We start from the raw sequence: 22,758 nt of genomic DNA, 5'->3' as shown, positions 1-22,758 counted from the left end.
TTCAATCTTAACCCTCAGCCGGTTCTTGCTCATCAGGTACTTCTTCATTATATTCACACTGCGTGCAGGCAAGCTTCGCGCCGCTGCGATTCCGCTTCTCTACCATTAAGCTGTTGCATTGCGGACATGGCTTAGTAGTCGGTTTATCCCAAGATACGTAGTCACAACCAGGATACTGATCGCAGCCGTAGAAGTAACGTCCCTTCTTACTGCGGCGCTCAATAATTTTCCCTTCCGCACATTTCGGACATGGAACGCCGATATCCTTGACGATCGGCTTCGTATTGCGGCAATCCGGGAATCCGGAGCAAGCTAGGAACTTGCCGAATCGGCCCATTTTATAAACCAAATGACGGCCGCATTTCTCGCAGAGCTCATCGGATATTTCATCCTGCAGCTCCACTTCCTTCATCTCGTCCTCAGCAACCTCAAGTCGCTTCTCGAATGAGGAGTAGAAATTAGCCAGTACTTTCACCCAATCTTCTTTCCCGTCTTCCACATGGTCAAGGTCATCCTCCATGTGCGCAGTAAACTCTGCATCGAGAATTTCAGGGAAGAACTCTTCCATCATTTGAATGACTAGCTCGCCCAGCTCCGTCGGAATGAATTTCTTCTCTTCGATGGCAACATATCCGCGCTTCTGGATCGTTTCAAGCGTTGGAGCATACGTACTCGGACGTCCAATGCCCACTTCCTCCATCATCCGTACAAGACGTGCTTCTGAATATCTCGGCGGCGGCTGAGTGAAATGCTGCTTCTGTTCTACCGATTCCGTTCCGACGACATTCCCTGCAGCCAGAGGCGGAAGAAACTTCTCTTCGTCCGTCGTACCATCATCGTTGCCCTCGACATAGATTTTCATAAAACCATGGAATTTCACTTTCGAGCCTACTGCACGGAACACTGCGCCATTGCCGACATTAAAATCAACTGTCATCGTATCCAGCACGGCAGAAGACATCTGACTGGCTACAAACCGCTCCCAAACAAGCTTATACAGCCTGAATTGATCACGACTCAAGTATTCTTTCATGGTATCAGGGTCACGCAATACGGATGTTGGACGAACCGCTTCGTGCGCATCCTGTGCGTTGCTGTTCTTCTTTACATACACACGAGGTTGTTCAGGCGCAAAAGCAGCACCGTATTTCTCTTCAATATAAGCTTTGGCTTCCTCTTGTGCGATCGTCGAAATACGGGTAGAGTCCGTTCTCATATAAGTAATGAGACCGACAGTCCCTTCCTTGCCGAGGTCAACCCCTTCATAAAGCTGTTGGGCGACTGACATCGTTTTGGAAGCGCGGAAACCAAGCTTACGTGCTGCTTCCTGTTGAAGCGAGCTTGTAATAAACGGAGCTGCAGGATTGCGCAGGCGCTCCTTTTCCTTCACTTCATTGACAGTGAATGCGGAAGTGCCCATTGCTTGCAGAACCTCTTGAACATCCGCTTCGTTGCCTAGCTCACGCTTGCCGCCATTGAGAGAGTGATACTTTGCTTCGAAGGTTGCAGATCCTTGTTTCAATTGAGCTGTAATCGACCAATATTCCTCGGGAACAAATGCATCTATTTCGTTCTCCCGATCGATGATCAGCTTCACGGCAACGGATTGTACCCGTCCCGCAGACAGCCCCTTCTTAACTTTCTTCCACAGCAGCGGGCTGATCTTATACCCAACCAAACGATCCAGTATCCGGCGCGCCTGCTGGGCGTTTACCAAATCCATATTAATTGGTCTTGGTGTTTTGAAGGCGTCTTTCACGGCCTGTTTCGTAATCTCATTAAATACAACGCGGCAAGAGTCGCCTTCGTCAATTTCCAAATAGTGCGCCAAATGCCACGCAATCGCTTCACCCTCGCGATCCGGGTCAGCCGCTAGATAGACTTTTTTCACTTTTTTGGAGGCGTCTTTTAATTCTTTCAGGATGCTCCCTTTTCCACGAATCGTTATATATTTGGGGTTAAAATCATTTTCGACCTCTACACCGATCTGGCTCTTGGGCAAATCTCGGATATGACCCATCGATGCTTTAACGATGAATTTGCTTCCTAGATATTTACCGATTGTTTTCGCCTTTGCCGGTGACTCGACGATGACAAGTGAATCTGCCATTGATGCGCCCTCCTCTCCAATGCATGCTACATTACACTATATATGGAACCTGGATGCTGTTCAATCTTCCGTTTTATAGATAAATTTATCAGAACTGAATGCAAAAGTCCAAAAGGAAAGGATGATAGCTCATGAAGACGGTCAATTGATAGAGGACCATCCTGTAATAAATGAAGTAAAACAGCTTCATTTCCATCCAAATCCACGACCTGCAATTCAGACTTTAAACCTTCTTGCGCCTTTGTTATTTCCGGTTGCAAGAGCAGTCCCTCATAGTCCTCCAAGATATCTTGGACAGATGTGATAAGTTTAGCCCCTTGACGTATCAGCCCGTTTGTCCCTGCACTCTTCGGTGAAGAGATCGGACCCGGAACGGCGAATACATCCCGCGACATATCAAGCGCTTGGTCGGCAGTGATCAATGACCCGCTCCGCTTTGCCGCTTCTACGACAACGGTACCCAGAGATAGTCCTGCAATGATCCGGTTCCGAAGCGGAAACAATCCCGGATGAAACGGTGTGCCAGGTGAAACCTCCGAAATCACTAAGCCTCTGCCCACAATATGTTGGTAGAGTCCACGGTTCTCTGAGGGGTAGATTATATCTACAGGAGTACCCAGCACAGCGATAGTGCTTCCAAAAGCCTCCAGCGCGCCTTCGTGGGCTAAAGCATCAATTCCCCTCGCCATTCCGCTAACGACGGTCAATCCTCGCTCTGAGAGCTTTCTAGACAGGTCAAAAGCTGTTTTACGGCCATAAGCAGTCGGTCCTCTCGTTCCTACAAGGGCAATTGCATGCCGGTTCAATAGTTCAACTCGACCCATTGCGTAAAGTACCCATGGCGGCTGCGGTGTTTCACGCAACAACTTTGGATAGCTTTCATCGAACCACGTAATCACTTGAATGCCGAGCTTAGACATTCGTTCCTGACGTTCCTCCACCTTAACTGTTGAAAACGCATTCGAAATCGCTTTTGCCTGATCCGGCTTTAATCCGACTGATGAAACCCATGCTTCGGGCGAAAACCGTTCATACAATCGCCACTCACCATACGCCACAGCCTTGCGTACCGATTGCCAGCCTACCCCCGGTGTCTCATGCAAAGTAAGCAGCAGTTCTCGCTCTTTAATGTATTCCTTCATTAATAATGCACCGTCCCTTCAAGTGACGGCTCGCATTCTATCTTATTGTGACCGCGCAGCAAGGAGAATGCAAGCCAAGTATTCTGAATAATGAAAAAAAGCAACCCTCCGAATGCCCATATAGGGCAAATCGAAAGGTTGCTTACCTTTAGTTAAAGCTATAGTAATCTTAAGCTGTTAGTGCGTTTTGCACTTGTCTAGCATGCCGCGCTCTTCCAGAACACTGACAAGGGTAGAACCCATTTCGGAAGGCGTTGGTGCTACGCGAATGCCGCATTTCTCAAGTGTTGCGATTTTCTCAGCTGCTGTTCCTTTACCGCCGGAAATAATCGCCCCTGCATGTCCCATCCGTTTGCCCGGAGGTGCAGTTGCGCCGCCGATGAAGCCAACAACAGGTTTCTTCATGTTCGCTTTAACCCACTCCGCTGCTTCTTCTTCAGCAGAGCCGCCGATTTCACCAATCATGATGACAGCGTAAGTATCCGGATCTTCATTGAACATGTTCAGGATATCAATGAATTCAGAACCTTTAACAGGGTCGCCGCCGATACCAACTGCGGAGGATTGACCGATTCCGCGAGTAGTCAGCTGGTGTACAGCCTCGTAAGTGAGCGTTCCACTGCGGGAAACGACGCCTACATGGCCTTTTGTATGAATGTAGCCCGGCATGATGCCGATCTTACATTCGCCCGGTGTAATAACGCCAGGGCAGTTCGGTCCGATCAGGCGCGTTTTGCGGCCTTCCATGTACCGTGTTACTTTAATCATGTCGATAACCGGAATACCTTCTGTAATACAGATAACCAGGTCTAGCTCAGCATCTACAGCTTCCAAGATGGAGTCTGCTGCGAATGCAGGCGGAACATAAATAACGGATGCTGTAGCGCCTGTTTTGGCAACCGCATCTGCAACTGTATTGAATACAGGAAGCGAAATTACCGTTCCGTTATCTAGTGTAATGTCAACATTGCTTCCGCCTTTGCCCGGCGTAACTCCGCCAACCATTTGGGTACCGTATTCCAGGGCGCCCTTCGCATGAAACAACCCTGTGGCACCAGTAATACCCTGGGTAATGACTTTTGTGTTTTTGCCTACCAAAATGCTCATCGAAACTCACATCCCCTAAATGAATTCGTATGCCGCGTAAAGTGCGACAATTAAGTCTTACTTTACAAGCGCGACGATTTTTTGTGCACCGTCGGCCATGGAGTCTGCAGCCACGATGTTTAGTCCGGATTCGTTCAACATTTTCTTGCCTAGTTCAACGTTAGTGCCTTCCAAACGAACAACAAGAGGACGGTCAAGACCGAGCTCTTTAGCCGCTGAAATAACACCGTCTGCGATAATATCGCATTTCATGATACCGCCGAAAATGTTAACGAAAATGCCTTTCACCTTCTCATCGGAGAGGATGATTTTGAACGCTTCCGTAACTTTCTCTTTGGTCGCACCGCCCCCTACGTCTAGGAAGTTGGCAGGGTCGCCGCCGTAGTACTTGATGATATCCATTGTCGCCATTGCAAGACCTGCGCCGTTAACCATACAGCCGATGTTGCCATCGAGTGCGATGTAGCTCAGATCAAACTTGGACGCTTGAATTTCCTTCTCATCCTCTTCATCCAAATCGCGAAGCTCCAGGATGTCTTTATGACGGTACAAAGCATTGGAATCGAAGTTCAACTTGGCGTCAAGCGCCATAACATTGCCGTCGCCAGTTACGACGAGCGGATTGATTTCTGCAATCGAGCAGTCTTTCTCTACAAATGCCGCATACAGAGAAAGCATGAATTTAGCCGCTTTGCCGACCAACTCGTTAGGAATGTTGATGGAGTATGCCAGCTTACGCGCTTGGAATACTTGAAGACCGACCGCTGGGTCGATAACTTCTTTGAAAATCTTCTCCGGCGAGTGCTCAGCAACCTCTTCGATCTCCGTGCCGCCCTCTTCGGAAGCCATCATGACGATCCGTCCAGTTACGCGGTCAACAACAAGACCAATGTAGTACTCTTTCTTGATGTCGCAGCCTTGCTCGATAAGCAGGCGCTTTACTTCTTTACCTTCTGGACCCGTTTGGTGGGTTACGAGAACTTTGCCCAGAATTTGGCTTGCATAAGTGCGAACCTCATCCAAATTTTTGGCAACTTTAACGCCGCCCGCTTTACCGCGGCCGCCTGCATGAATTTGCGCTTTTACAACGACAATCGGTGTGCCCAGCGCTTCTGCTGCTGCCACCGCTTCATCGACAGAGAACGCCACTTTACCTTCCGGTACGGCAACCCCATACTGCTTAAGCAGTTGTTTACCCTGATACTCATGGATATTCATTGACGAAAATCCTCCTATCCGCAGTCAAATCCTACGTATGTACACAAAACCATAAGTATTGTAACACGTTTCGTCATGTGTTTCCTATTTTTTTAGCCTGAAATGCCATCTTTTTTGATATTAGTTTCATCTCATATCGATATGGAATAGATGAAATGCACGCATCTTAGAGATGTATGGGCTAAAATAAGGATTACTTGACTAGTATTACCTAAGTTTAACTAATTATTGACACCAAACATATGTTCTTGTATCCTGTGAATATGCATTTATTTAGGAGGTCGCTGGATGAACACCTATTCCGCTCTACTATCAACATTCCAATCCCTGATCCCTTTCGCCAACTCCCTTCGTTCATTATCGGAAGAGGTGTGGGGCGCTCCGCTTAGTCCTGACAAATGGTCCACCCGCTCCGTAATCGGACATATTATGCTGTGGGATCGACATTTTCTGCAAGAAGCGATTCAACCTATCGTCGAAGGCAGACCGTTGACACTGAGACATTCGGATTTTGATACCTTCAATCGCCGTGCCGCCGCCTATGCGGAATCGATCAGCAAAGAGCAACTGCTTGATGAATGTATGTCCGTCAGAGAAGCACTATGGCAGCTTCTGACTGCCCTCTCTGAAGAGCGGAGAGAAATGAGCTATATCGATGGCGACGGGAACCCTTTTACGATACATCATTATTTAGAGGACTTTGTCTCTCATGATCGGCAGCATTTAGATGAAATCGATCGGTTTATCGCAGGTTAAATCGAACTCGTTGACAGCTGTTTTGCAGCTGAGCTATGATTCAATTAGAGCAATAGTACATACGGACCTGTGAGGAAGCACCTTCATCCGATAACGATGGAGGTGTTTTTTGTTATGTATACTCAGATTTGCAGCGGCAGCGTTTATGGCGTGGAAGGCAAATCGATTGCCGTTGAAGTCGATATTTCAAATGGTCTTCCCCAAGTCAATGTGGTCGGACTTCCTGATCCGGCAGTAAGAGAATCGATTGAACGTGTCCGAGCAGCTGTCAAAAACTGCGGATTCACCTTTCCAATGGAACGGATAACCGTAAATCTTGCACCGGCAGACCTTCGCAAAGAAGGCACTGCCTTTGATCTAGCAATTGCTGCAGGCATTCTAACCTCAAGCGGACAGTTGAAGAGCAAATTGTTTCAGGATGTTTTAGTGTTAGGGGAACTGGCACTAAATGGTGAGCTCCGGGCAATTCCCGGCGTACTTGCGATGGTTGAGCAGGCACGATTGAGCGGCATTACCCAAGTGCTGCTGCCGAAGGCCAATGCCGCTGAAGCTGCATGTATTGATGGTATGCAGTTGTTTGCCATTTCTCACTTGCATGAGCTGGTCGAAGCGAATGCTGATGAACGTACATGGGAGCAGCTTCGATATGATGTTTATACGGATCTGAACTCCGCCCCTGTTTCCAGAGATTACGGGGCTTCTTACGGTGACTATGGGGATGTGCTGGGACAGCATCATGCAAAGCGCGCTTTGCTTATTTCGGCGATTGGCAAACACAATGTTCTTCTCTCGGGACCTCCTGGAACAGGTAAGACCATGCTCGCAAGAAGGCTTCCAGGCATTATGCCTCCGTTAGGCGAAGAAGAAGCACTTCAGGTTACGAAGATTTATAGTGCTGCCGGCAAGCTTCCAGGCGGCATTCCATCATTAATGAGAGAGCGCCCCTTTCGCAGTCCGCATCATACAATCTCATCCGCTGGGTTGATTGGAGGCGGGTCTATACCGAGACCCGGTGAAGTTACGCTTGCTCACCGAGGCTTACTGTTTCTCGACGAACTGCCTGAATTTTCTCGCGCATCACTTGAGGTGCTTAGGCAGCCACTGGAAGATCGGGAAGTAACGATAGCCAGATCACGTGCCGTATTCCGTTTTCCAGCTTCGTTTCTACTTGCCGCTTCCATGAATCCATGCCCGTGCGGCTACTATGGACATGACACTGACGAGCATCGCTGTGTGTGCAGTGACTTATTACTCGCACGCTACCGAGCGAAGATTTCCGGACCGCTTCTGGACCGCATTGACATGCACATTGAAGTACCCAGACCGCCGACGACCGAAGGTCTGACATCCGGTATGACATCTGCTCAAATGAGAGAAATTGTACTTGAAGCAACGGAGCGCCAGCAGGCTCGAACAGCTAGCCTATCCGGCCGTTCGATAACTGAACTCGCTGGTGCGTCACTTCGCAAGGTCGTTCATTTAACACGAGAAGCCGAACAATTGGTGCGTGTTGCGTTCGATACACTTGGCGTCAGCTTACGTGCTCATGATCGAATATTAAAGCTCTCTCGTACGATCGCTGATTTAGAATCAAGCGACCTTGTTGACAGTCAACATGTCGCCGAGGCGATCGGCTATCGTAGTCTGGATCGAAAACTTCATGCCTTGTAGTAGTCTACAACAAAAAGAAGAGATGGCCGCGACCATCTCTTCTGTGCTTTATTTAACAATTTTGATTTAGAACGCGGATTCAATATGTTTGAGTTCGGCGACATGATACGGATCAAGCGTTCCTACCTGAACCGTTGCGGTTATTGCAATAACATCAAAACGTATCCCAAGCTGATGAAGCAGTTTATTCATTGTCAGATAAACTTCTGTTGTGGATCTGACCTGCAGTTGTTTACGGATATCGACCGATTCCGCAGCTGTGCCGAACCGACCGCCTGCTCTGCGCGTCCGAACCTCGACAATAATGATGACGGAATCCGATTTCGCGACAATATCCAGTTCTCCCGTACGACATCGCCAGTTCCGATGAAGGATCGTATAACCCTGTTCTTTCAAATAGCGAACAGCTTCTTCTTCACCGAACTTGCCTATGGCCTGTCTCGTGTCGGTTCTAGCAGTGTGGTTATCCGGCTTCACTCTTTGCTTCCCCCCGCCTTACGATCCGACCGATAAACGAACGACAATATCTCTGCAACCAGTGTATACAGCTCCGGCGGCACTTCCTGATCCAAGTCGAGCTTCGATAGTACTTCAACGAGTGAAGAATCTTGTTGGATAGGAACTCCGCTTTCAGCAGCTTTATCGAGTATAGCTTCTGCCATCTTACCGCGACCTTTTGCTACAACGACCGGTGCGTTTCGCTCACCAGGCTCATATTTGAGCGCAACTGCTTTCTTATTCTGCAGCATTCCGTCTTGGGACTGTTCCTTCTTTTCTTTCTCGTTCATACGCGATAGTCTACTCCCTTGTAAGGCTTCGTCGACCACTCGGTCGCACCCGGTCCTACTGCCGCTGCATCAGAAGCGTTCATACGCTCAGCCATTCTTTCCGGCATCGGAGTCGCTTTCAGTGTAAGCAGCTGATATCCAGCACGCTGCAGCGCCTCCGACAACTCAGCACGGGACGTCTCTATGAGTGAACCGGCCATCGGATGGTCATTCCACAAATTAAGACTGACAATCTTGTCGACTATCTGCACATCTACGACAGTATCGCCTAACGACTTCATGCGCAGATCAAACAAAAGCCTGCAATTATCCGCATCGAGCTCACCTTTGCGACCTCGCCTTGTTTGAATATGTACCGACGCCGTTTGTCCCCCATCTTGACTATGCATGGGAATAAACATTGTCACATGGGAAAACAACGAGTTTGTTTTCTCCGGGGATAACAGCAATTGCTGCCCCGTAATATGTGAAACGAGCTGCTGTGCCGTTTCCCGAAGCGCCGGCGGTACGTCGTCCGAGGAAGCAAGCGTCATTAATGCACTCTTGAGCGAATCATCGGCAGGATTCTTAACAGTACCAAGCGCATTCTCCGAAGAAGGCAAAACGTTCGGAAGCTGAATGTTCCCCGGCTGGAGCTGAGCTCGATCATTCATCTGGCCCTCGACATTCCGATTTATGCTTTCCTTCGGAGATTGAGTCATCGACGAGGAGTTGTTAGGTTGACCATTCTGAACCTCAGGGTCACTTGGTACTTTCTGCAGCTCCTGCTGCTTCGATGCTTGCTGCTGATCTTCTGTAACTGCAGCTGCAAGCAGACGTTCATGATCGACGCCCAGCCATTTCATCATCTGGCCTACCCAGTTCGATGACGATCCGGCCGGCTGCGGCGATGGGGTTGGAGTGCCATCGTCTGCGGCATGCTTCTGCGTTGTCGCTTCCGGCGAAGCCGGCTTTGCAGCCCCGCCGCCAGTAGTGATTGGCGGGGCTGTTGTCGGCGGTGCCGCGGGCTGCGCGCCTGCCGCGGCTGCGCCTCCGGAGCTCGGCGCGGCTGTGCCAGCCGCCGCGCCTTCGCCCGCTGCGCTGCGCGCAGCGGCCGCGGGAGCAGCAGCGGAACCCGCTGCTCCCGCGGACACTGGCGCCGGCTGCGCCCCGGCGCCAGGTGCGCCTTCGGCGCTGGAAGCCGGCTGCGCCTCGGCCCCGCCCGGCGCTGCGCGCATGAACGCTGCGCCTTCGCGCAGCAGCGTTTGCAGCTTCGCTGCAGCCGCTTGCGCCGCCGTCTGCGGCTGCGCGGTCTCGCCCGCCGCATCACCGGCGGCGGATTCGCCGCGCCAAGCGGCAAGCCCCTGCTCCAGCGACTCCAGCAGCGCATGTGCTGGAGTGCCGGAGAGCGTCTGTGCAAGCGCTCCGATCGTTGCGCTTGTCATCGGCAAGCCGCGCTTATTCGCGAGCGCGGCAGCCTTAGCCCAAACCTGCGCGTCACTGCCTTGCGGCATAGCAGTTAGCGCCTGCTTAAATTGACTCGCTGTTTCGCGAGTCAGAGTACCGCCTTCACGACGCAAATCCCGCACAAGCTCCTGCGTCCATTTCTGTTCGGGTAAACCTGCCGCCTTGAGCCAGTCTTTCAAGCTCCCATCATTCAAAGTTGCCGATTGCTGATCGACCAGTTTCAATACAAGCGTTCCATCGACTGACTGCGGCTGCACTTGAAGCAACGTCGATTGTCCCGGCTGCAGCGGCGTCTCCAATTTAGCCTGCACCTGTGTTCCATTTATTTGTATGATCGCTTCTTGATCACTTAACATCTTAACCAGAACGCCACGCACAATTTGGCCAACCTTAAGCTCTAACGCCTTACTATCGCCAGCTTGAACATCGCCAAGCAGCCCCTTCATCAATTGCCCGATCGATAATGTCATAACGCGACCGCTTCCTTCCTATCAAGCTTCCGATAACGTTCCGTTCGTATCTTGAGTTACCCTATATCGTTATTATCGGCTCTTCAGAGTCGCAGATTAATGATTCCAAATAAAAAACCGACCATCCCAATGATAGAGGAACGAGCGGTTCATATTTGATCTTTATCGTTATTCATTGCACTTCATCGCTATTCATTGCACTTCATCACACATCTTCGCACTTCTTCGTACTTCATAACATCACTCACATTATCCTATCACAATTCCACGCCTGCTCCATCATCACCTAAAACAGCACCTGCTGCTCCATAAACAGCTTCCCCAGGAAGCTCTGGCGGTGCATAGGGCTTGCTCCAAGCTCAAGTAGTTTCTCACGATGCAGCTTCGTCGCATAACCTTTATGTATCGCTATTCCGTAATCGGGATACAGTTGATCCCATTCCCCTTTACACAGCCGATCTCGCGTTACTTTCGCTATAATCGAGGCTGCTGCGATAGACTGGCTTCTCGCATCCCCTTTAATGATGGACTCTTGCGGGAGATCGATATCCACCTTCTCCGCATCCACGAGCAAATATTCCGCCGGAACGGAAAGCAGCTCCACTGCTTGCTTCATAGCAAGTCGCGCAGCTTGCTTGATATTAATGGAATCAACTATTGCAGCATTCACACAAGATACGGCCCAAGCTTCTGCCTGATCGACTATGAGTTCATATAGTTCCTCGCGTCTCTTCTCCGTCAGCTTCTTGGAATCGTCAACACCATCAAGAATCAATCCCTCTGGCAAAATAACTGCCGCCGCCACTACATCCCCAAACAAACAGCCGCGACCAACCTCATCTATGCCGGCAATATTCCGGAACCCTTGCTCCCATAACGGCTTCTCAAACTCCAACATATCGATCCCCGCTCTCCACCACTAAATCCCAAACCGCTTCAACATCAGCATTCAAGCTCGTCAGTCCCTCTACTCTCCTGCTCTTACAGCTCATTCTACTATCCCAGCTTTGCAGCCTATCCGTCCACTGCAATTTTTCCCCATATACAAAACAAACGGCTCCCTCACGATCAAGGCAGCCGTTCCCAATAGCAGAATGCTGCATTTGAAGCCTCGGCTTCAACCGCAAACCAATCTGCCCTTTACATAAAATCTTCCGGAGATTCAAGCGAAAGCCGTCCCAAATTACCTGCCCGCATCTCGCGTAAAATAATGCCGGACGTTTTCTCTAGATCAACGCGGCCTCCACTTATTAAGCAGCCACGTTTACGACCGATATCCTCCATCAAACGAACAATTTCGTCGTTGTCATCGTAATCCTTCGGAGGGTCCTTCAACCCGAAACGTTCCGACAGCATCGGCCAGTATCGCTTCGCAAGTTCTTTCACGGTGAAGAAAGCTACATCTTCGATGTTCAGCACCTGCTCACGAATCGCGCCAGTCATGGCAAGTCGTTGACCAACAAGCTGGTCCTCGAACTTCGGCCATAGAATACCCGGCGTATCGAGCAGCTCCATTTCCGTGCCGACTTTAATCCATTGTTGGCCTTTCGTAACACCGGGACGATCACCGGTAGCCGCAATACTTCGACCAGCCAGACGGTTAATGAGTGTTGATTTCCCAACATTCGGAATGCCCACGATCAGCCCGCGAACAGCCCTCGGTGTTATTCCTTTGGAAATTTGACGTTCGATTTTGTCATGGAGCAACTGCCTTACCTTGACCGGAATTTCATTGACACGTGTACCTGTCGATGAGTCGATAGCCAAGCTTGTATAACCAAGGTCCGCAAAATAAGCCATCCATTTCTCAGTCGTACGCGCATCCGCTAAATCCGATTTGTTCAGCAAAATCAATCTGGGCTTATTCAATAAAATATCATCAATCATCGGGTTCCGGCTCGAAAGCGGCACACGGGCATCCAGCAGCTCAATCGCAATATCAATCAGTTTGAGCTTCTCTTGAATTTCCCTTCTTGCTCTCGTCATATGACCGGGAAACCATTGAATCGTCATGTTACTACTTCACCTCATTTGTGTTTCACGAAAGAAATTTTGTCCATCGGCCAGAAAATGATATCCGCACGGCCAACGATCTCCTTCATCGATACATAACCGATCATCCGGCTGTCCTTACTGTTGCGGCGGTTATCGCCAAACGCAAGAATCATCCCTTCAGGAACAACATCGGTTGTAAAATTAGCATTCGGGAAATTACGGTCTGTCCCTTGATTGTTGAAGATTTCTCCGTTAGCTTTAGCATTCTCGATCGATTCCTTTAAATACGGCTCGTCGACCTGTTTGCCATTGATGTACAAATTATCGCCTTCATATTTGACTTTATCGCCAGGCACACCAATAACCCGTTTAATAAAATCTCTGCCCTCTTCCGGGACATGAAAAACGACTACTTCGCCATGATGCGGCTCACGAATATCATAAAGCACTTTGTTTACGATGAGTCGTTCCCCTGTATAGAAGGTTGGCTCCATCGACGGGCCATCTACGATGAACGGCGCAAACAGGAAATAACGGATCACAAGCACAAGCAATGCTGCGATTGCGAGTGCTTTAACCCACTCGAACACTTCTTTCTGCGCGCGGCTGCCGTTCGATCGATTAGATCTGGACTTGTTGATTGAAGGATCAACACCGTCTGCTGCAGCATGCACATGATCACGTTGATTCAATTCGCTCGACTCTTGTCCATTCTCTTCTGTGCGGTTCTGTTGATCCACAAATTCCACCCTCTTCTATGCTGGGAGTATAGTTATGTAAGTAATCTAGTATTTTAAAAAAACGAAAAGGGACTTGTTTGCGCAAGTCCCCTCTCTTGTCGATAATTAACGAATTTCTTTGATTCTCGCAGCTTTACCGCGAAGTTCGCGAAGATAGTACAGTTTCGCGCGGCGAACTTTACCACGACGAGCAACTTCAATCTTCTCAATCTTCGGCGAGTTTAGTGGGAAAGTTCTTTCCACACCAACACCGTACGAGATTTTACGTACTGTAAAAGTAGCACTGATACCGCCGCCGCGACGTTTAATAACAACGCCTTCGAACAACTGTACACGCTCACGAGTTCCCTCGATAACCTTTACATGCACCTTTAACGTATCGCCTGGACGAAAGTTAGGAAGGTCTGTACGAAGATTTTCTTGAGCAATGATTTGTAAAAGATTCATTGTAGTTTCAACTCCTTCCACCATAGACGTTCTTATAAGCTAACCGGAATCATAAGAAAACCGGATCATGGCTACATAGCGGACCGTCCGACTTTGCAAAAGCAACATCTGAAATTATAACACATCCAAGCCTAGCATACAATAACTTATCATAAACTTTTTGAACTAGTGCTTCAAAGTTAGTTCTTGCTGCTTTGTTCACGGGAACGGATCTGTTCATTCAGCCATTGACGTTCTTTCTTCGTAAGCTCAGCGGTCTCAAGCAGCTCCGGACGACGTTCCAATGTCCGTAAAATAGACTGCTGGCGACGCCACACTTCCACATTCGCATGATGACCGGACATCAGTACCTCCGGCACTTCCCAATCACGGAATACAGCTGGACGTGTATAATGCGGATGCTCTAGCAACCCTGTGCTGAATGAATCCGTCACAGCGGAGTTCTCATTACCCAGAACGCCGGGCAGAAGCCGAACGATGCTATCGATCATCACCATTGCGGGCAGTTCGCCGCCGGTCAGCACGTAATCTCCTAAGGAGATTTCATCTGTCACCAAGTGCTGACGAATTCGCTCATCATATCCCTCATAATGACCACATACAAACACAAGATGCTTGTGAGCAGATAGCTCTTCAGCTTTCTTCTGCGTATAAGGCTCCCCTTGCGGGCAAAGCAGAATGACACGAGGACGCTCAGCGCCTTCCGGCATCAAGTCCTCTACTGCGGCGAACAGCGGCTCCGGCTTAAGGACCATACCGCCGCCACCGCCATAAGGATAGTCATCAACCGTATTATGCTTATTATTTGCATAATCACGAAAGTTAACCGCGTTCAGGCTGACAATTCCTTTATCCTTCGCTTTTCCAAGAATGCTTGCTCCGAAAACACCATGGAACATTTCCGGAAATAGCGTCAATACGTCAATGCGCATATCGTTAAATCAGCCCTTCCATCAGGTGAACCTTAACGACTTTGTCTTTCACATTGACATCAAGCACGACTTCATCAATGACTGGAATCAATATTTGTTTGCCTTTTGGCGGTTGAATGACCCAAACATCGTTTGCACCTGGAACAAGGATTTCGGTAATGACACCAAGTATGGCGCCTTCGTCCGTAACTACCGTGCAGCCGATAATTTGATGCTGATAATACTCGCCGTCTTCGAGCTCAACAAGATCATCCTTCGACACTTTAAGCTCCCAGCCCTTGTACTTCTCGACCTCATTAATATCCTCGAAGCCGCGGAACTTTACGATGTACATATTTTTGTGCAATTTTGCTGACAGTACTTCAAGCTCAAGCTGCTGCTTGGTCTCTGGGTTTATGAGTGTAAGAATTTTACGCGGAGCAAAGCGCTCCTCCGGAAAATCAGTTTGCGAAACCACTTTTACTTCGCCGCGAATACCATGTGTATTCACAAGTTTACCTACCGATAGCCATTGATCCATTGTGTTCTCCTATCTTTTTCGTAATTCACCATCGAAAAAGGGCTAGGATACCTTCGTATCCTAACCCTGCTTCGATGTACGATCGCTACGAAATAATATCGACCATGACACGCTTTTGCGTTTTGACGGCTGCCGATGTGACAACCGTCCGTAGCGCTTTAGCAATCCGTCCTTGTTTACCAATGACTTTCCCAACATCGTCAGGATTCACGGATAACAGATAGACGGTGCCGCGATCGTCTTCTTTCACGTCGACACGTACGTCCTCCGGGTAATCCACTAAAGCCTTCGCTATGACAAGAATCAAATCTTTCATCACAATAGGCCCCCCGCATCGAGTAGTTATTTTTGAAGCTTCAGCTCATGAAGCTTAGTCATTACGCCTGCTTTGGAAAGCAAGTTGCGAACTGTGTCAGAAGCTTGTGCTCCGTCTTGAAGCCATTTAAGAGCTTTCTCTTCATCAATGTTCACTTGTGCCGGTTGTGCAACCGGGTTATAAGTGCCAATTTCTTCAATGAAGCGACCGTCACGTGGGGAACGGGAGTCCGATACAACCACACGGTAGAAAGGCGCTTTGTGCGCACCGATACGTTTCAAACGAATACGTACTGCCATGATAATTCACCTCCTTCAAAAAATTTCTCAGCCCTATATTAGAACGGGAATTTCATTCCTTTAGGAAGCATCCCTTTAAGACCCTTCATTCCGCCTTTAGGTCCTTTAGGACCCATCATCGACGAGAACTGCTTCATCATCTTCTTCATATCGTCGAACTGCTTGATGAGTCGGTTTACTTCTGCAATCGAAGTTCCGCTGCCTGTTGCAATCCGTTTACGTCTGCTGTGATTGAGAATTTCCGGCTTCTGCTTCTCGGCCTTCGTCATCGATTTCACAATCGCTTCGACACGTCCGATCTGCTTCTCATCCACTTTGAGGTTTTTCATATCCTTCATCTTGCCCATTCCAGGCATCATGTCTAGCAATTGATCCAGTGGTCCAAGCTTGCGAACCTGTTCCATTTGCTCAAGGAAATCTTCAAAGGTGAACTCCGCTGTACGCATTTTGCGTTCCATCTCAGCCGCTTTCTCAGCGTCGATCGTGGAATGTGCTTTCTCGATCAGGGACAGCATATCGCCCATTCCGAGAATACGTGAAGCCATACGTTCCGGATGGAACGGCTCAAGCGGCTCAATCTTCTCACCGGATGCCGCAAACTTAATCGGGCAGCCTGTTACTGCTTTGACGGACAATGCGGCACCGCCGCGCGTATCTCCGTCAAGCTTCGTCAGAATGACACCTGTCAGTTCAAGCTGGCTGTGGAAGCTTTGCGCTACATTAACCGCTTCTTGACCTGTCATCGCATCCACGACAAGCAGTACTTCATCCGGCTTTGTAACTTCATGGATTTGACGAATCTCACCCATCAACGCCTCATCGATATGAAGTCGACCGGCAGTATCCACGATCACATAATCATGACCGTTGTCTTTGGCAAATTGCAAACCTGCACGGGCAATTTCAACCGGCGACGTTTGATCTCCGAGTGTAAAGACCGGAACACCTATTTGTTCACCTAATACTTGCAGCTGCTTGATGGCAGCGGGGCGATAAATATCACCTGCAATCATAAGCGGCTTATGCTTGTCCTTGAGTAGAAGTTTCGCCAGCTTCGCAGTGGATGTTGTCTTACCAGCCCCCTGCAAACCTGCCATTAGAATGACTGTTGGCGGCTTGTTAGCCTTCGCGAGCTTCGACTGCGTACCACCCATAAGATCGGTTAACTCTTTATTTACGATGTCGACGACGACCATGCCAGGCGTGAAGCTCTTCATCACTTCAAGTCCGACAGCCTGTTCCTTCACCTTTGCGATGAAATCCTTGACGACTTTGAAGTTAACGTCGGCTTCTAGAAGCGCCAATCGTACTTCGCGCATCGCTTCGTTAACATCATCCTCAGACACTTTGCCTTTGCCGCGCAGTTTGCCGAATACATTCTGCAGCCTGCTGGACAACCCTTCAAATGCCATGATCGTCACCTCCTAGTCGCTACTATGTAACTCCTTGTATATGAGCGCGAAAGCTCTGGGTGAGCTTATGCAGCTCCATACTTAATTCCTTCTGCGTCACAACCTGCTCCACAAGCTCTTCGAGCTGGGAAAGCATTCGTGCTGCCGCCTCGTGCTTGGCAAGCAATTGCAGTTTGCCTTCGTAACTCTCCAGAACAGTCTCCGCACGTTTAACATGCTCGTAGACGGCCTGCCTGCTAATATCGAACTCAGCCGCAATTTCGCCAAGTGAATAATCGTCATGAAAATAATATTTCAGAAAGGTCTGCTGTTTCTCAGTAAGCAGCTTCTCGTAGAAGTCAAACAGCATATTAATTCGGTTTGTCTTCGCCAGGGCATCTGTTTCAGGTAAGTGAGTTTTCTTCGCCGAGGCGTCAGTTTCATGGACCGTCTTCATGCCAGCCACTCCTTCGCGTCAAGGCAATTACCTTTACATCAATTCCACGACGTTTATCATAGCTCAGCCGCCTATAGACTGTCAAGTAATTTTACTTGTCACCATCTTCCGACTCTTCTTCCACGCTTTGCAGAAGACCGCCAAACAACGCATGAACGAACTGTTCGGAGTCAAACTCCTGCAAATCATCCATCTTCTCGCCAAGACCGACTAACTTCACAGGCAGATCAAGCTCATTACGAATGGCAATGACGATACCGCCTTTCGCAGTTCCGTCGAGCTTCGTCAGCACAAGACCGGTAACACCGCTCTTCTCGCCGAACAGCTTCGCTTGACTAAGTGCATTTTGACCTGTTGTCGCATCGAGCACCAGCAGCACTTCATGAGGCGCGCTTGGCACTTCACGCTGAATGACACGGAAAATTTTGTTTAGCTCTTCCATCAGGTTGTGTTTATTCTGCAGTCGGCCCGCCGTATCGCACAACAGGACATCAACGCCGCGCTGCTTAGCCGCGTGAACAGCATCGTACATGACAGCCGCAGGATCTGCGCCGGACTCTTGCTTAATGACGTCTACGCCTACGCGTTTGCCCCACACTTCAAGCTGCTCGATCGCACCGGCACGGAATGTATCTCCTGCTGCAAGCAGCACGCTCTTACCCTCACTCTTGAACTTGTGCGCCAGTTTACCGATTGTAGTTGTTTTACCTACACCATTCACGCCAACAAATAGGATGACCGTCATGCCTTGATCTGCCATTCGCAATTCTGCTTTCGCGCTGCCTTTAAGCAGCTCAACCAGCTTCTCGGATAGAACAGGCTGCAAATCCGCTGCATTTTCAATTTTGCGCTTCTTCACTTCAGCACGAAGATCATCGATAAGCTGCATCACCGTATTAACGCCTACATCGGCGCCGATCAGAATTTCCTCAAGCTCCTCGTAGAACGCCTCGTCGATTTTTTTGCGACGCGTAATGAGCTCCTCGATTTTGCCGACGAATGCCGTTCTGGTTTTCGTTAAACCTTCTTTGAACTTGGATGTTACCGCTTCGGTTTTCTGTGCAATACTTTCTTTCAAGCGTTTAAAGAAGCTCATCTTCTAATCCTCCATCCTTTACTTGCAAAAGCCGGGCTGTGACGCAAGGTGCGCCAAGCTCCGGCTTCTCATAGTACGAGTGTATTCGTGCATTTGATTCTTTTTTATGCGGAGAACGCTTCTTCTTCGTCCTCGAGTCGTACCGATACCAGCTTCGAAACGCCGCCTTCTTCCATTGTAACTCCGTATAGGACATCTGCTTCTTCCATCGTGCCTTTCCGGTGGGTAACGACGATAAATTGCGTCAATTCCGAGAACTCGCGTAAGTATCGAGCAAAACGTGCAACGTTTGCTTCATCAAGCGCCGCTTCAACCTCATCGAGTACGCAGAACGGAACAGGCTTCACTTGCAGGATTGCGAACAGCAATGCAATTGCAGTTAAAGCCCGCTCGCCGCCGGAGAGAAGCTGTAAATTCTGCAGTTTCTTACCCGGAGGTTGAGCCACGATATCGATACCGCTGTCTAGCACCCGCTCAGGATCGACCATAATCAGATCCGCACGCCCACCGCCAAACAGCTTCGAGAAGACGACTACGAAATGGCCGCGAATGGCTTCGAACGTGGTACGGAACCGTTTGCTCATCTCTTCATCCATTTCGCGGATAACTTGATACAGCGTTGTTTTGGCTTCGATAAGGTCATTCTTCTGATCGTTTAAGAACGTATACCGTTCTTTAACACGCTCATACTCATCGATTGCACCAAGGCTGACTTCACCCAAGCTTGAAATGCGACGCTTGAGATCACGAACCTCGTTCTGTGCAGCCTGAACATCCTCTGGAACCGGGTAGCGCTCTTTCGCGAGCTCATAACTGAGCTCATATTCCTCGCTCAACTTGCGGAGCAAGTTATCTAGTTCAACATCGAGTCGATTCGCTGCAATCTCAATCTGACGCAATTGATCCTCAATGCTGCGAAGCTGAACACGCTGCTCTTTCGTCTCGCTCTCGCCTAGTTCCAGGTCACGTGTAAGTTCTGCACGCTGGGCACGCTTGAAGTCCGTTTGCTCCGAGCAGCCGTCCTTCTTCAGCTTCAGCGCGTTTAGCTGTTCGACCTGCTTCACACTCTCCGCAAGATGCTGCTCTGCCTCTTCCTCTTGGCGCTGCAGCATTTCCCGAAGCCCGGCAAGCTCCTGCTTCGCACGTCCAATTTCCGATCGAACGCGTGATGCTTGATCCTCGAATGACATTTTCTCCTGATCCGTCTTGGCAAGCGCGATCTTCAAATCTGTCAAATGATCCTGCAGCTGCTCCTTCGCCGATTCACCGGCTTTCCGGCGATCCTCCGCGATTCGGATCTCTTCCTGTAAACGAGCCTCTTCCTTGGTCAGCACTTCAAGACGCACTTCTGCATCCTTCGCTGATTGGCTGATTTGCTGCTGCTCGGACTTGTGACCGGCACTGTCTGCTTGGAACAGCTGAGCCTGATCATCCAAGTTGCGCTTTTCATTATCCAGTTGCTGCAGCTCTGCACGGATATGCTGTTCATCAATCCGCTGCTTCTCGCCTTGCTCCCGCAAATCATCTACATTCTGATTGCGGATGGATTGTTCCTTGCGCAAATCGCTGATTTTGTCGCGTAGTTTAACGAGCTGCAAATCGGTTGAGCGAATCTCTTCGTCCAATTGTTCGATTTGACGCTGTCTTCCAAGCAGGTTGGCACCTTTCTTCTGGATGCTTCCCCCTGTCATGGAACCGCCGGCGTTAACGACGTCACCTTCTAGCGTTACGACACGGAACCGGTACTGGCATTTCGCCGCGATCCGATTGGCATGCTCCAACGTTTCAGAGATGAGTACATTGCCGAGCAAGTTCTCAACAATATGCGCATACTTCGCATCGCATGAGATCAAATCGGCCGCAACACCTACGAAACCATCCATTCCTGAAATCGTGCGCTTGTCGTGCTCGCCGATATTCCGCCCACGGATGACATCGAGCGGCAAGAACGTCGCGCGTCCCAGCTGGCGCTGCTTGAGGAATGCAATAGCTGCTCGTGCAGTACGTTCATCGTTCATGACGACATGCTGCAGCGCTCCACCAAGCGCAGTTTCAATCGCAAGCTCCACTTTCTCAGGAACGCGAATCAGCTCTGCAACCGCACCATGTACGCCATCAACACCGCCGCTTGAGCGACGTGAAGCTTTCAGAATTTCTTTGACGCCTTGCATAAAGCCGTCCAAATCATCCTGCATTTCCTTCATCGTATCGCGTCTGGATGTAAGTGCCTCGAGCTTCTGCTCCCATTTCCGTACAGCAGACTGTGCTTCTTCAAGCAGCTTCTGTCCGTTCTGGAGATGCTCCGCTTCGGTAATGTACCGATTCCGCACTTTATTGATCTCAGCAAGCGTTGCTTCCAATCGGTGCTTAAGCTCTGTCCGTCTCGCACTTACGCGCTCATGCTGTTCCTGCCACTTGGAATGCTCGTCACCAAGCCGTTCCATTCTGCGCTGGAGCGCTTCTTCTTGCTGGAGCGCATAACGAATCTCGTTACGCAGCTGCGCCATTGTGCTAAGCACGTCCAGCAGCTCGCCTTTGAGCGATTCCTCGGCATCGCCGGAAGCGGAAGCGGATGTCCCAAGAAGCTGCGCTTCCTCTTCGCTAAGCTTGAAGCGCAGCGAGTTCAAATCATTCTCCAATGATGCTGCTTTGCCGCGGAACTCAGCTTCTTCTTTGGTCAATGCACCGATCCGTTCGTTATGCGCAGCAAGCGTTGCTTCAAGCTGGGTACGATTTTGCTCCAGGTTACGTTTACGTTCTTTGAGTACCTCGCCGTAGCCTTCGCATTTCTCATACTCTTCGCTGTATTGCAGCATCGATTCGTGCAATCGATCAAGCGCTTCCTCCAGCTCACGAAGCTTGAAGCGATCCTTCTCCAGCACCGCATCATGCTTACTTACTACTGTAGACAATGACAATTGCTCTTCTTGCAGCTTGGAAATGCGCGCATTGGAATCGCTCCATGAATTATGAACGGTTTCAATGTTATGTACATACATTGAAATTTCGGTGTGCTTCAACTGTTCGCGCAGCAGCTTGAATTGCTTGGCCTTCTCGGATTGTACCCGCAGCGGCTCAACCTGATCCTCAAGTTCGGTGACCAGATCGTGGATCCGGAGCAGATTCGATTCCGTTTCCTCCAGCTTCTTCTGGGCTTCGCGTTTACGTGATTTATATTTGACGATCCCGGAAGCTTCTTCGAAGATTCCGCGCCGGTCCTCGGAGCGCGTACTTAAAATTTCTTCTATACGGCCTTGTCCGATAATGGAATAGGCTTCTTTACCGATCCCCGTATCCATAAACAATTCAGTAATATCTTTCAGTCGGCATGACTGCTTGTTAATCAGATATTCGCTGTCACCGCTGCGATGCACGCGGCGCGTGACCGTTACTTCGTTAAAATCAAGCGGAAGAGCGCCATCGGAATTATCCAGCGTCAACGATACTTCGCCGAAGTTGACCGCTTTGCGCGCATCGCTCCCTGCGAAAATAATATCCTCCATCTTGCCGCCGCGAAGGCTCTTCGCGCTTTGTTCCCCTAATACCCAACGAATGCTATCGCTGATATTACTTTTACCACTGCCGTTGGGGCCAACGACCGCCGTGATACCGCGGACGAATTCCATTTCCGTCTTGTCGGCAAACGACTTAAACCCTGCTAATTCAATCCTTTTCAGGAACATCGCTTACCTTCACCTCAACGATTATTGTACCATAACTGTTCCAAAAGGTCAGGTCGAAAAACGTCGAAATATGCCCGAATTCCCGCCTTTTGCAGGCCTTTAGGGACTGTTACAGGAAGGCGTTTCCAAGTGTCGCATCTAACCGGCTCTGTAAATGCAAAAAATCCCGGTTAC

Annotated in this window: 21 protein-coding genes; 2 read left to right on the top strand and 19 right to left on the bottom strand. The window is 49.5% G+C overall.

Going from position 1 to position 22,758, the window contains the following annotated elements; all coding sequences use genetic code 11:
• Window positions 1-7: 7 nt before the first annotated feature.
• From topA to sucC, 4 genes are all read right to left on the bottom strand, one after another.
• The gene (gene topA / locus AC506A_RS02635; protein WP_495459431.1) at window positions 8-2,110 is read right to left on the bottom strand and encodes a type I DNA topoisomerase; all 2,103 of its coding nucleotides are present in this window, start codon (window positions 2,108-2,110) and stop codon (window positions 8-10) included.
• 26 nt (window positions 2,111-2,136) lie between these two features.
• Window positions 2,137-3,252, bottom strand: coding sequence for a DNA-processing protein DprA (gene dprA, locus AC506A_RS02630; RefSeq protein ID WP_495459430.1), 1,116 nt, complete (start codon window positions 3,250-3,252; stop codon window positions 2,137-2,139).
• Between the two features lie 177 nt (window positions 3,253-3,429).
• Window positions 3,430-4,359, bottom strand: coding sequence for a succinate--CoA ligase subunit alpha (gene sucD, locus AC506A_RS02625; RefSeq protein ID WP_495459429.1), 930 nt, complete (start codon window positions 4,357-4,359; stop codon window positions 3,430-3,432).
• A gap of 57 nt (window positions 4,360-4,416) precedes the next feature.
• Window positions 4,417-5,577 carry an ADP-forming succinate--CoA ligase subunit beta gene (sucC, locus tag AC506A_RS02620; RefSeq protein ID WP_495459428.1) on the bottom strand — a complete coding sequence of 387 codons (1,161 nt, stop codon included), beginning with the start codon at window positions 5,575-5,577 and terminating at the stop codon, window positions 4,417-4,419.
• A gap of 288 nt (window positions 5,578-5,865) precedes the next feature.
• Between sucC and AC506A_RS02615 the strand changes: the two genes are divergently transcribed.
• Window positions 5,866-6,333, top strand: coding sequence for a DinB family protein (locus AC506A_RS02615; RefSeq protein WP_495459427.1), 468 nt, complete (start codon window positions 5,866-5,868; stop codon window positions 6,331-6,333).
• 114 nt (window positions 6,334-6,447) lie between these two features.
• Window positions 6,448-8,004 (top strand): YifB family Mg chelatase-like AAA ATPase, encoded by a 1,557-nt coding sequence (locus AC506A_RS02610; protein ID WP_495459426.1) that lies wholly within the window; start codon window positions 6,448-6,450, stop codon window positions 8,002-8,004.
• A 66-nt stretch (window positions 8,005-8,070) separates the two neighbouring features.
• Here AC506A_RS02610 and AC506A_RS02605 read toward each other — a convergent pair whose 3' ends face one another.
• The 15 genes from AC506A_RS02605 to smc all read right to left on the bottom strand — a co-directional run bounded on the left by AC506A_RS02605 (window position 8,071) and on the right by smc (window position 22,584).
• On the bottom strand, window positions 8,071-8,481 hold the full coding sequence (locus tag AC506A_RS02605) for a YraN family protein (protein ID WP_495459425.1): 411 nt from the start codon (window positions 8,479-8,481) through the stop codon (window positions 8,071-8,073).
• Window positions 8,478-8,792 (bottom strand): EscU/YscU/HrcU family type III secretion system export apparatus switch protein, encoded by a 315-nt coding sequence (locus AC506A_RS02600; RefSeq protein WP_495459424.1) that lies wholly within the window; start codon window positions 8,790-8,792, stop codon window positions 8,478-8,480. Before AC506A_RS02600 ends, AC506A_RS02605 begins: the two co-directional genes overlap by 4 nt.
• Window positions 8,789-10,708 carry a TP0910 N-terminal domain-containing protein gene (locus AC506A_RS02595; protein WP_495459423.1) on the bottom strand — a complete coding sequence of 640 codons (1,920 nt, stop codon included), beginning with the start codon at window positions 10,706-10,708 and terminating at the stop codon, window positions 8,789-8,791. The genes AC506A_RS02600 and AC506A_RS02595 overlap by 4 nt, the downstream gene beginning before the upstream one ends.
• 286 nt (window positions 10,709-10,994) lie before the next feature.
• A complete protein-coding gene (gene rnhB, locus AC506A_RS02590; protein ID WP_495459422.1) occupies window positions 10,995-11,606 on the bottom strand; it encodes a ribonuclease HII in 612 nt (203 codons plus the stop codon).
• A gap of 242 nt (window positions 11,607-11,848) precedes the next feature.
• Window positions 11,849-12,721, bottom strand: coding sequence for a ribosome biogenesis GTPase YlqF (gene ylqF, locus AC506A_RS02585; RefSeq protein ID WP_495459421.1), 873 nt, complete (start codon window positions 12,719-12,721; stop codon window positions 11,849-11,851).
• Between the two features lie 14 nt (window positions 12,722-12,735).
• Window positions 12,736-13,443: a signal peptidase I gene (lepB, locus tag AC506A_RS02580; RefSeq protein ID WP_495459420.1), complete on the bottom strand. Its 708-nt coding sequence runs from the start codon at window positions 13,441-13,443 to the stop codon at window positions 12,736-12,738.
• Between the two features lie 105 nt (window positions 13,444-13,548).
• Window positions 13,549-13,890 carry a 50S ribosomal protein L19 gene (gene rplS, locus AC506A_RS02575; RefSeq protein ID WP_495459419.1) on the bottom strand — a complete coding sequence of 114 codons (342 nt, stop codon included), beginning with the start codon at window positions 13,888-13,890 and terminating at the stop codon, window positions 13,549-13,551.
• Window positions 13,891-14,069: 179 nt separating this feature from the next.
• Entirely contained in the window at window positions 14,070-14,822 is a 753-nt protein-coding gene (gene trmD, locus AC506A_RS02570; protein WP_495459418.1) for a tRNA (guanosine(37)-N1)-methyltransferase TrmD, read from the bottom strand.
• A gap of 4 nt (window positions 14,823-14,826) precedes the next feature.
• Window positions 14,827-15,342: a ribosome maturation factor RimM gene (rimM, locus tag AC506A_RS02565; protein WP_495459417.1), complete on the bottom strand. Its 516-nt coding sequence runs from the start codon at window positions 15,340-15,342 to the stop codon at window positions 14,827-14,829.
• Between the two features lie 85 nt (window positions 15,343-15,427).
• Complete coding sequence (locus AC506A_RS02560) at window positions 15,428-15,658, bottom strand: KH domain-containing protein (RefSeq protein WP_091218819.1); 231 nt, start codon at window positions 15,656-15,658, stop codon at window positions 15,428-15,430.
• A 26-nt stretch (window positions 15,659-15,684) separates the two neighbouring features.
• Entirely contained in the window at window positions 15,685-15,957 is a 273-nt protein-coding gene (gene rpsP / locus AC506A_RS02555; protein ID WP_090976586.1) for a 30S ribosomal protein S16, read from the bottom strand.
• 38 nt (window positions 15,958-15,995) lie between these two features.
• Window positions 15,996-17,369, bottom strand: coding sequence for a signal recognition particle protein (gene ffh / locus AC506A_RS02550; protein WP_495459416.1), 1,374 nt, complete (start codon window positions 17,367-17,369; stop codon window positions 15,996-15,998).
• Window positions 17,370-17,391: 22 nt separating this feature from the next.
• The gene (gene ylxM, locus AC506A_RS02545; protein ID WP_494819244.1) at window positions 17,392-17,718 is read right to left on the bottom strand and encodes a YlxM family DNA-binding protein; all 327 of its coding nucleotides are present in this window, start codon (window positions 17,716-17,718) and stop codon (window positions 17,392-17,394) included.
• A gap of 178 nt (window positions 17,719-17,896) precedes the next feature.
• Window positions 17,897-18,901 carry a signal recognition particle-docking protein FtsY gene (ftsY, locus tag AC506A_RS02540; RefSeq protein ID WP_495459415.1) on the bottom strand — a complete coding sequence of 335 codons (1,005 nt, stop codon included), beginning with the start codon at window positions 18,899-18,901 and terminating at the stop codon, window positions 17,897-17,899.
• A gap of 104 nt (window positions 18,902-19,005) precedes the next feature.
• Window positions 19,006-22,584 carry a chromosome segregation protein SMC gene (gene smc, locus AC506A_RS02535; RefSeq protein ID WP_495459414.1) on the bottom strand — a complete coding sequence of 1,193 codons (3,579 nt, stop codon included), beginning with the start codon at window positions 22,582-22,584 and terminating at the stop codon, window positions 19,006-19,008.
• Between the last annotated feature and the right edge of the window lie 174 nt (window positions 22,585-22,758).

The sequence above is a fragment of the Paenibacillus sp. N22P23 genome, from assembly GCF_059383735.1.
Note: the sequence above shows the minus strand (reverse complement) of the source record. Positions and strands in the feature narration are given on the sequence as shown.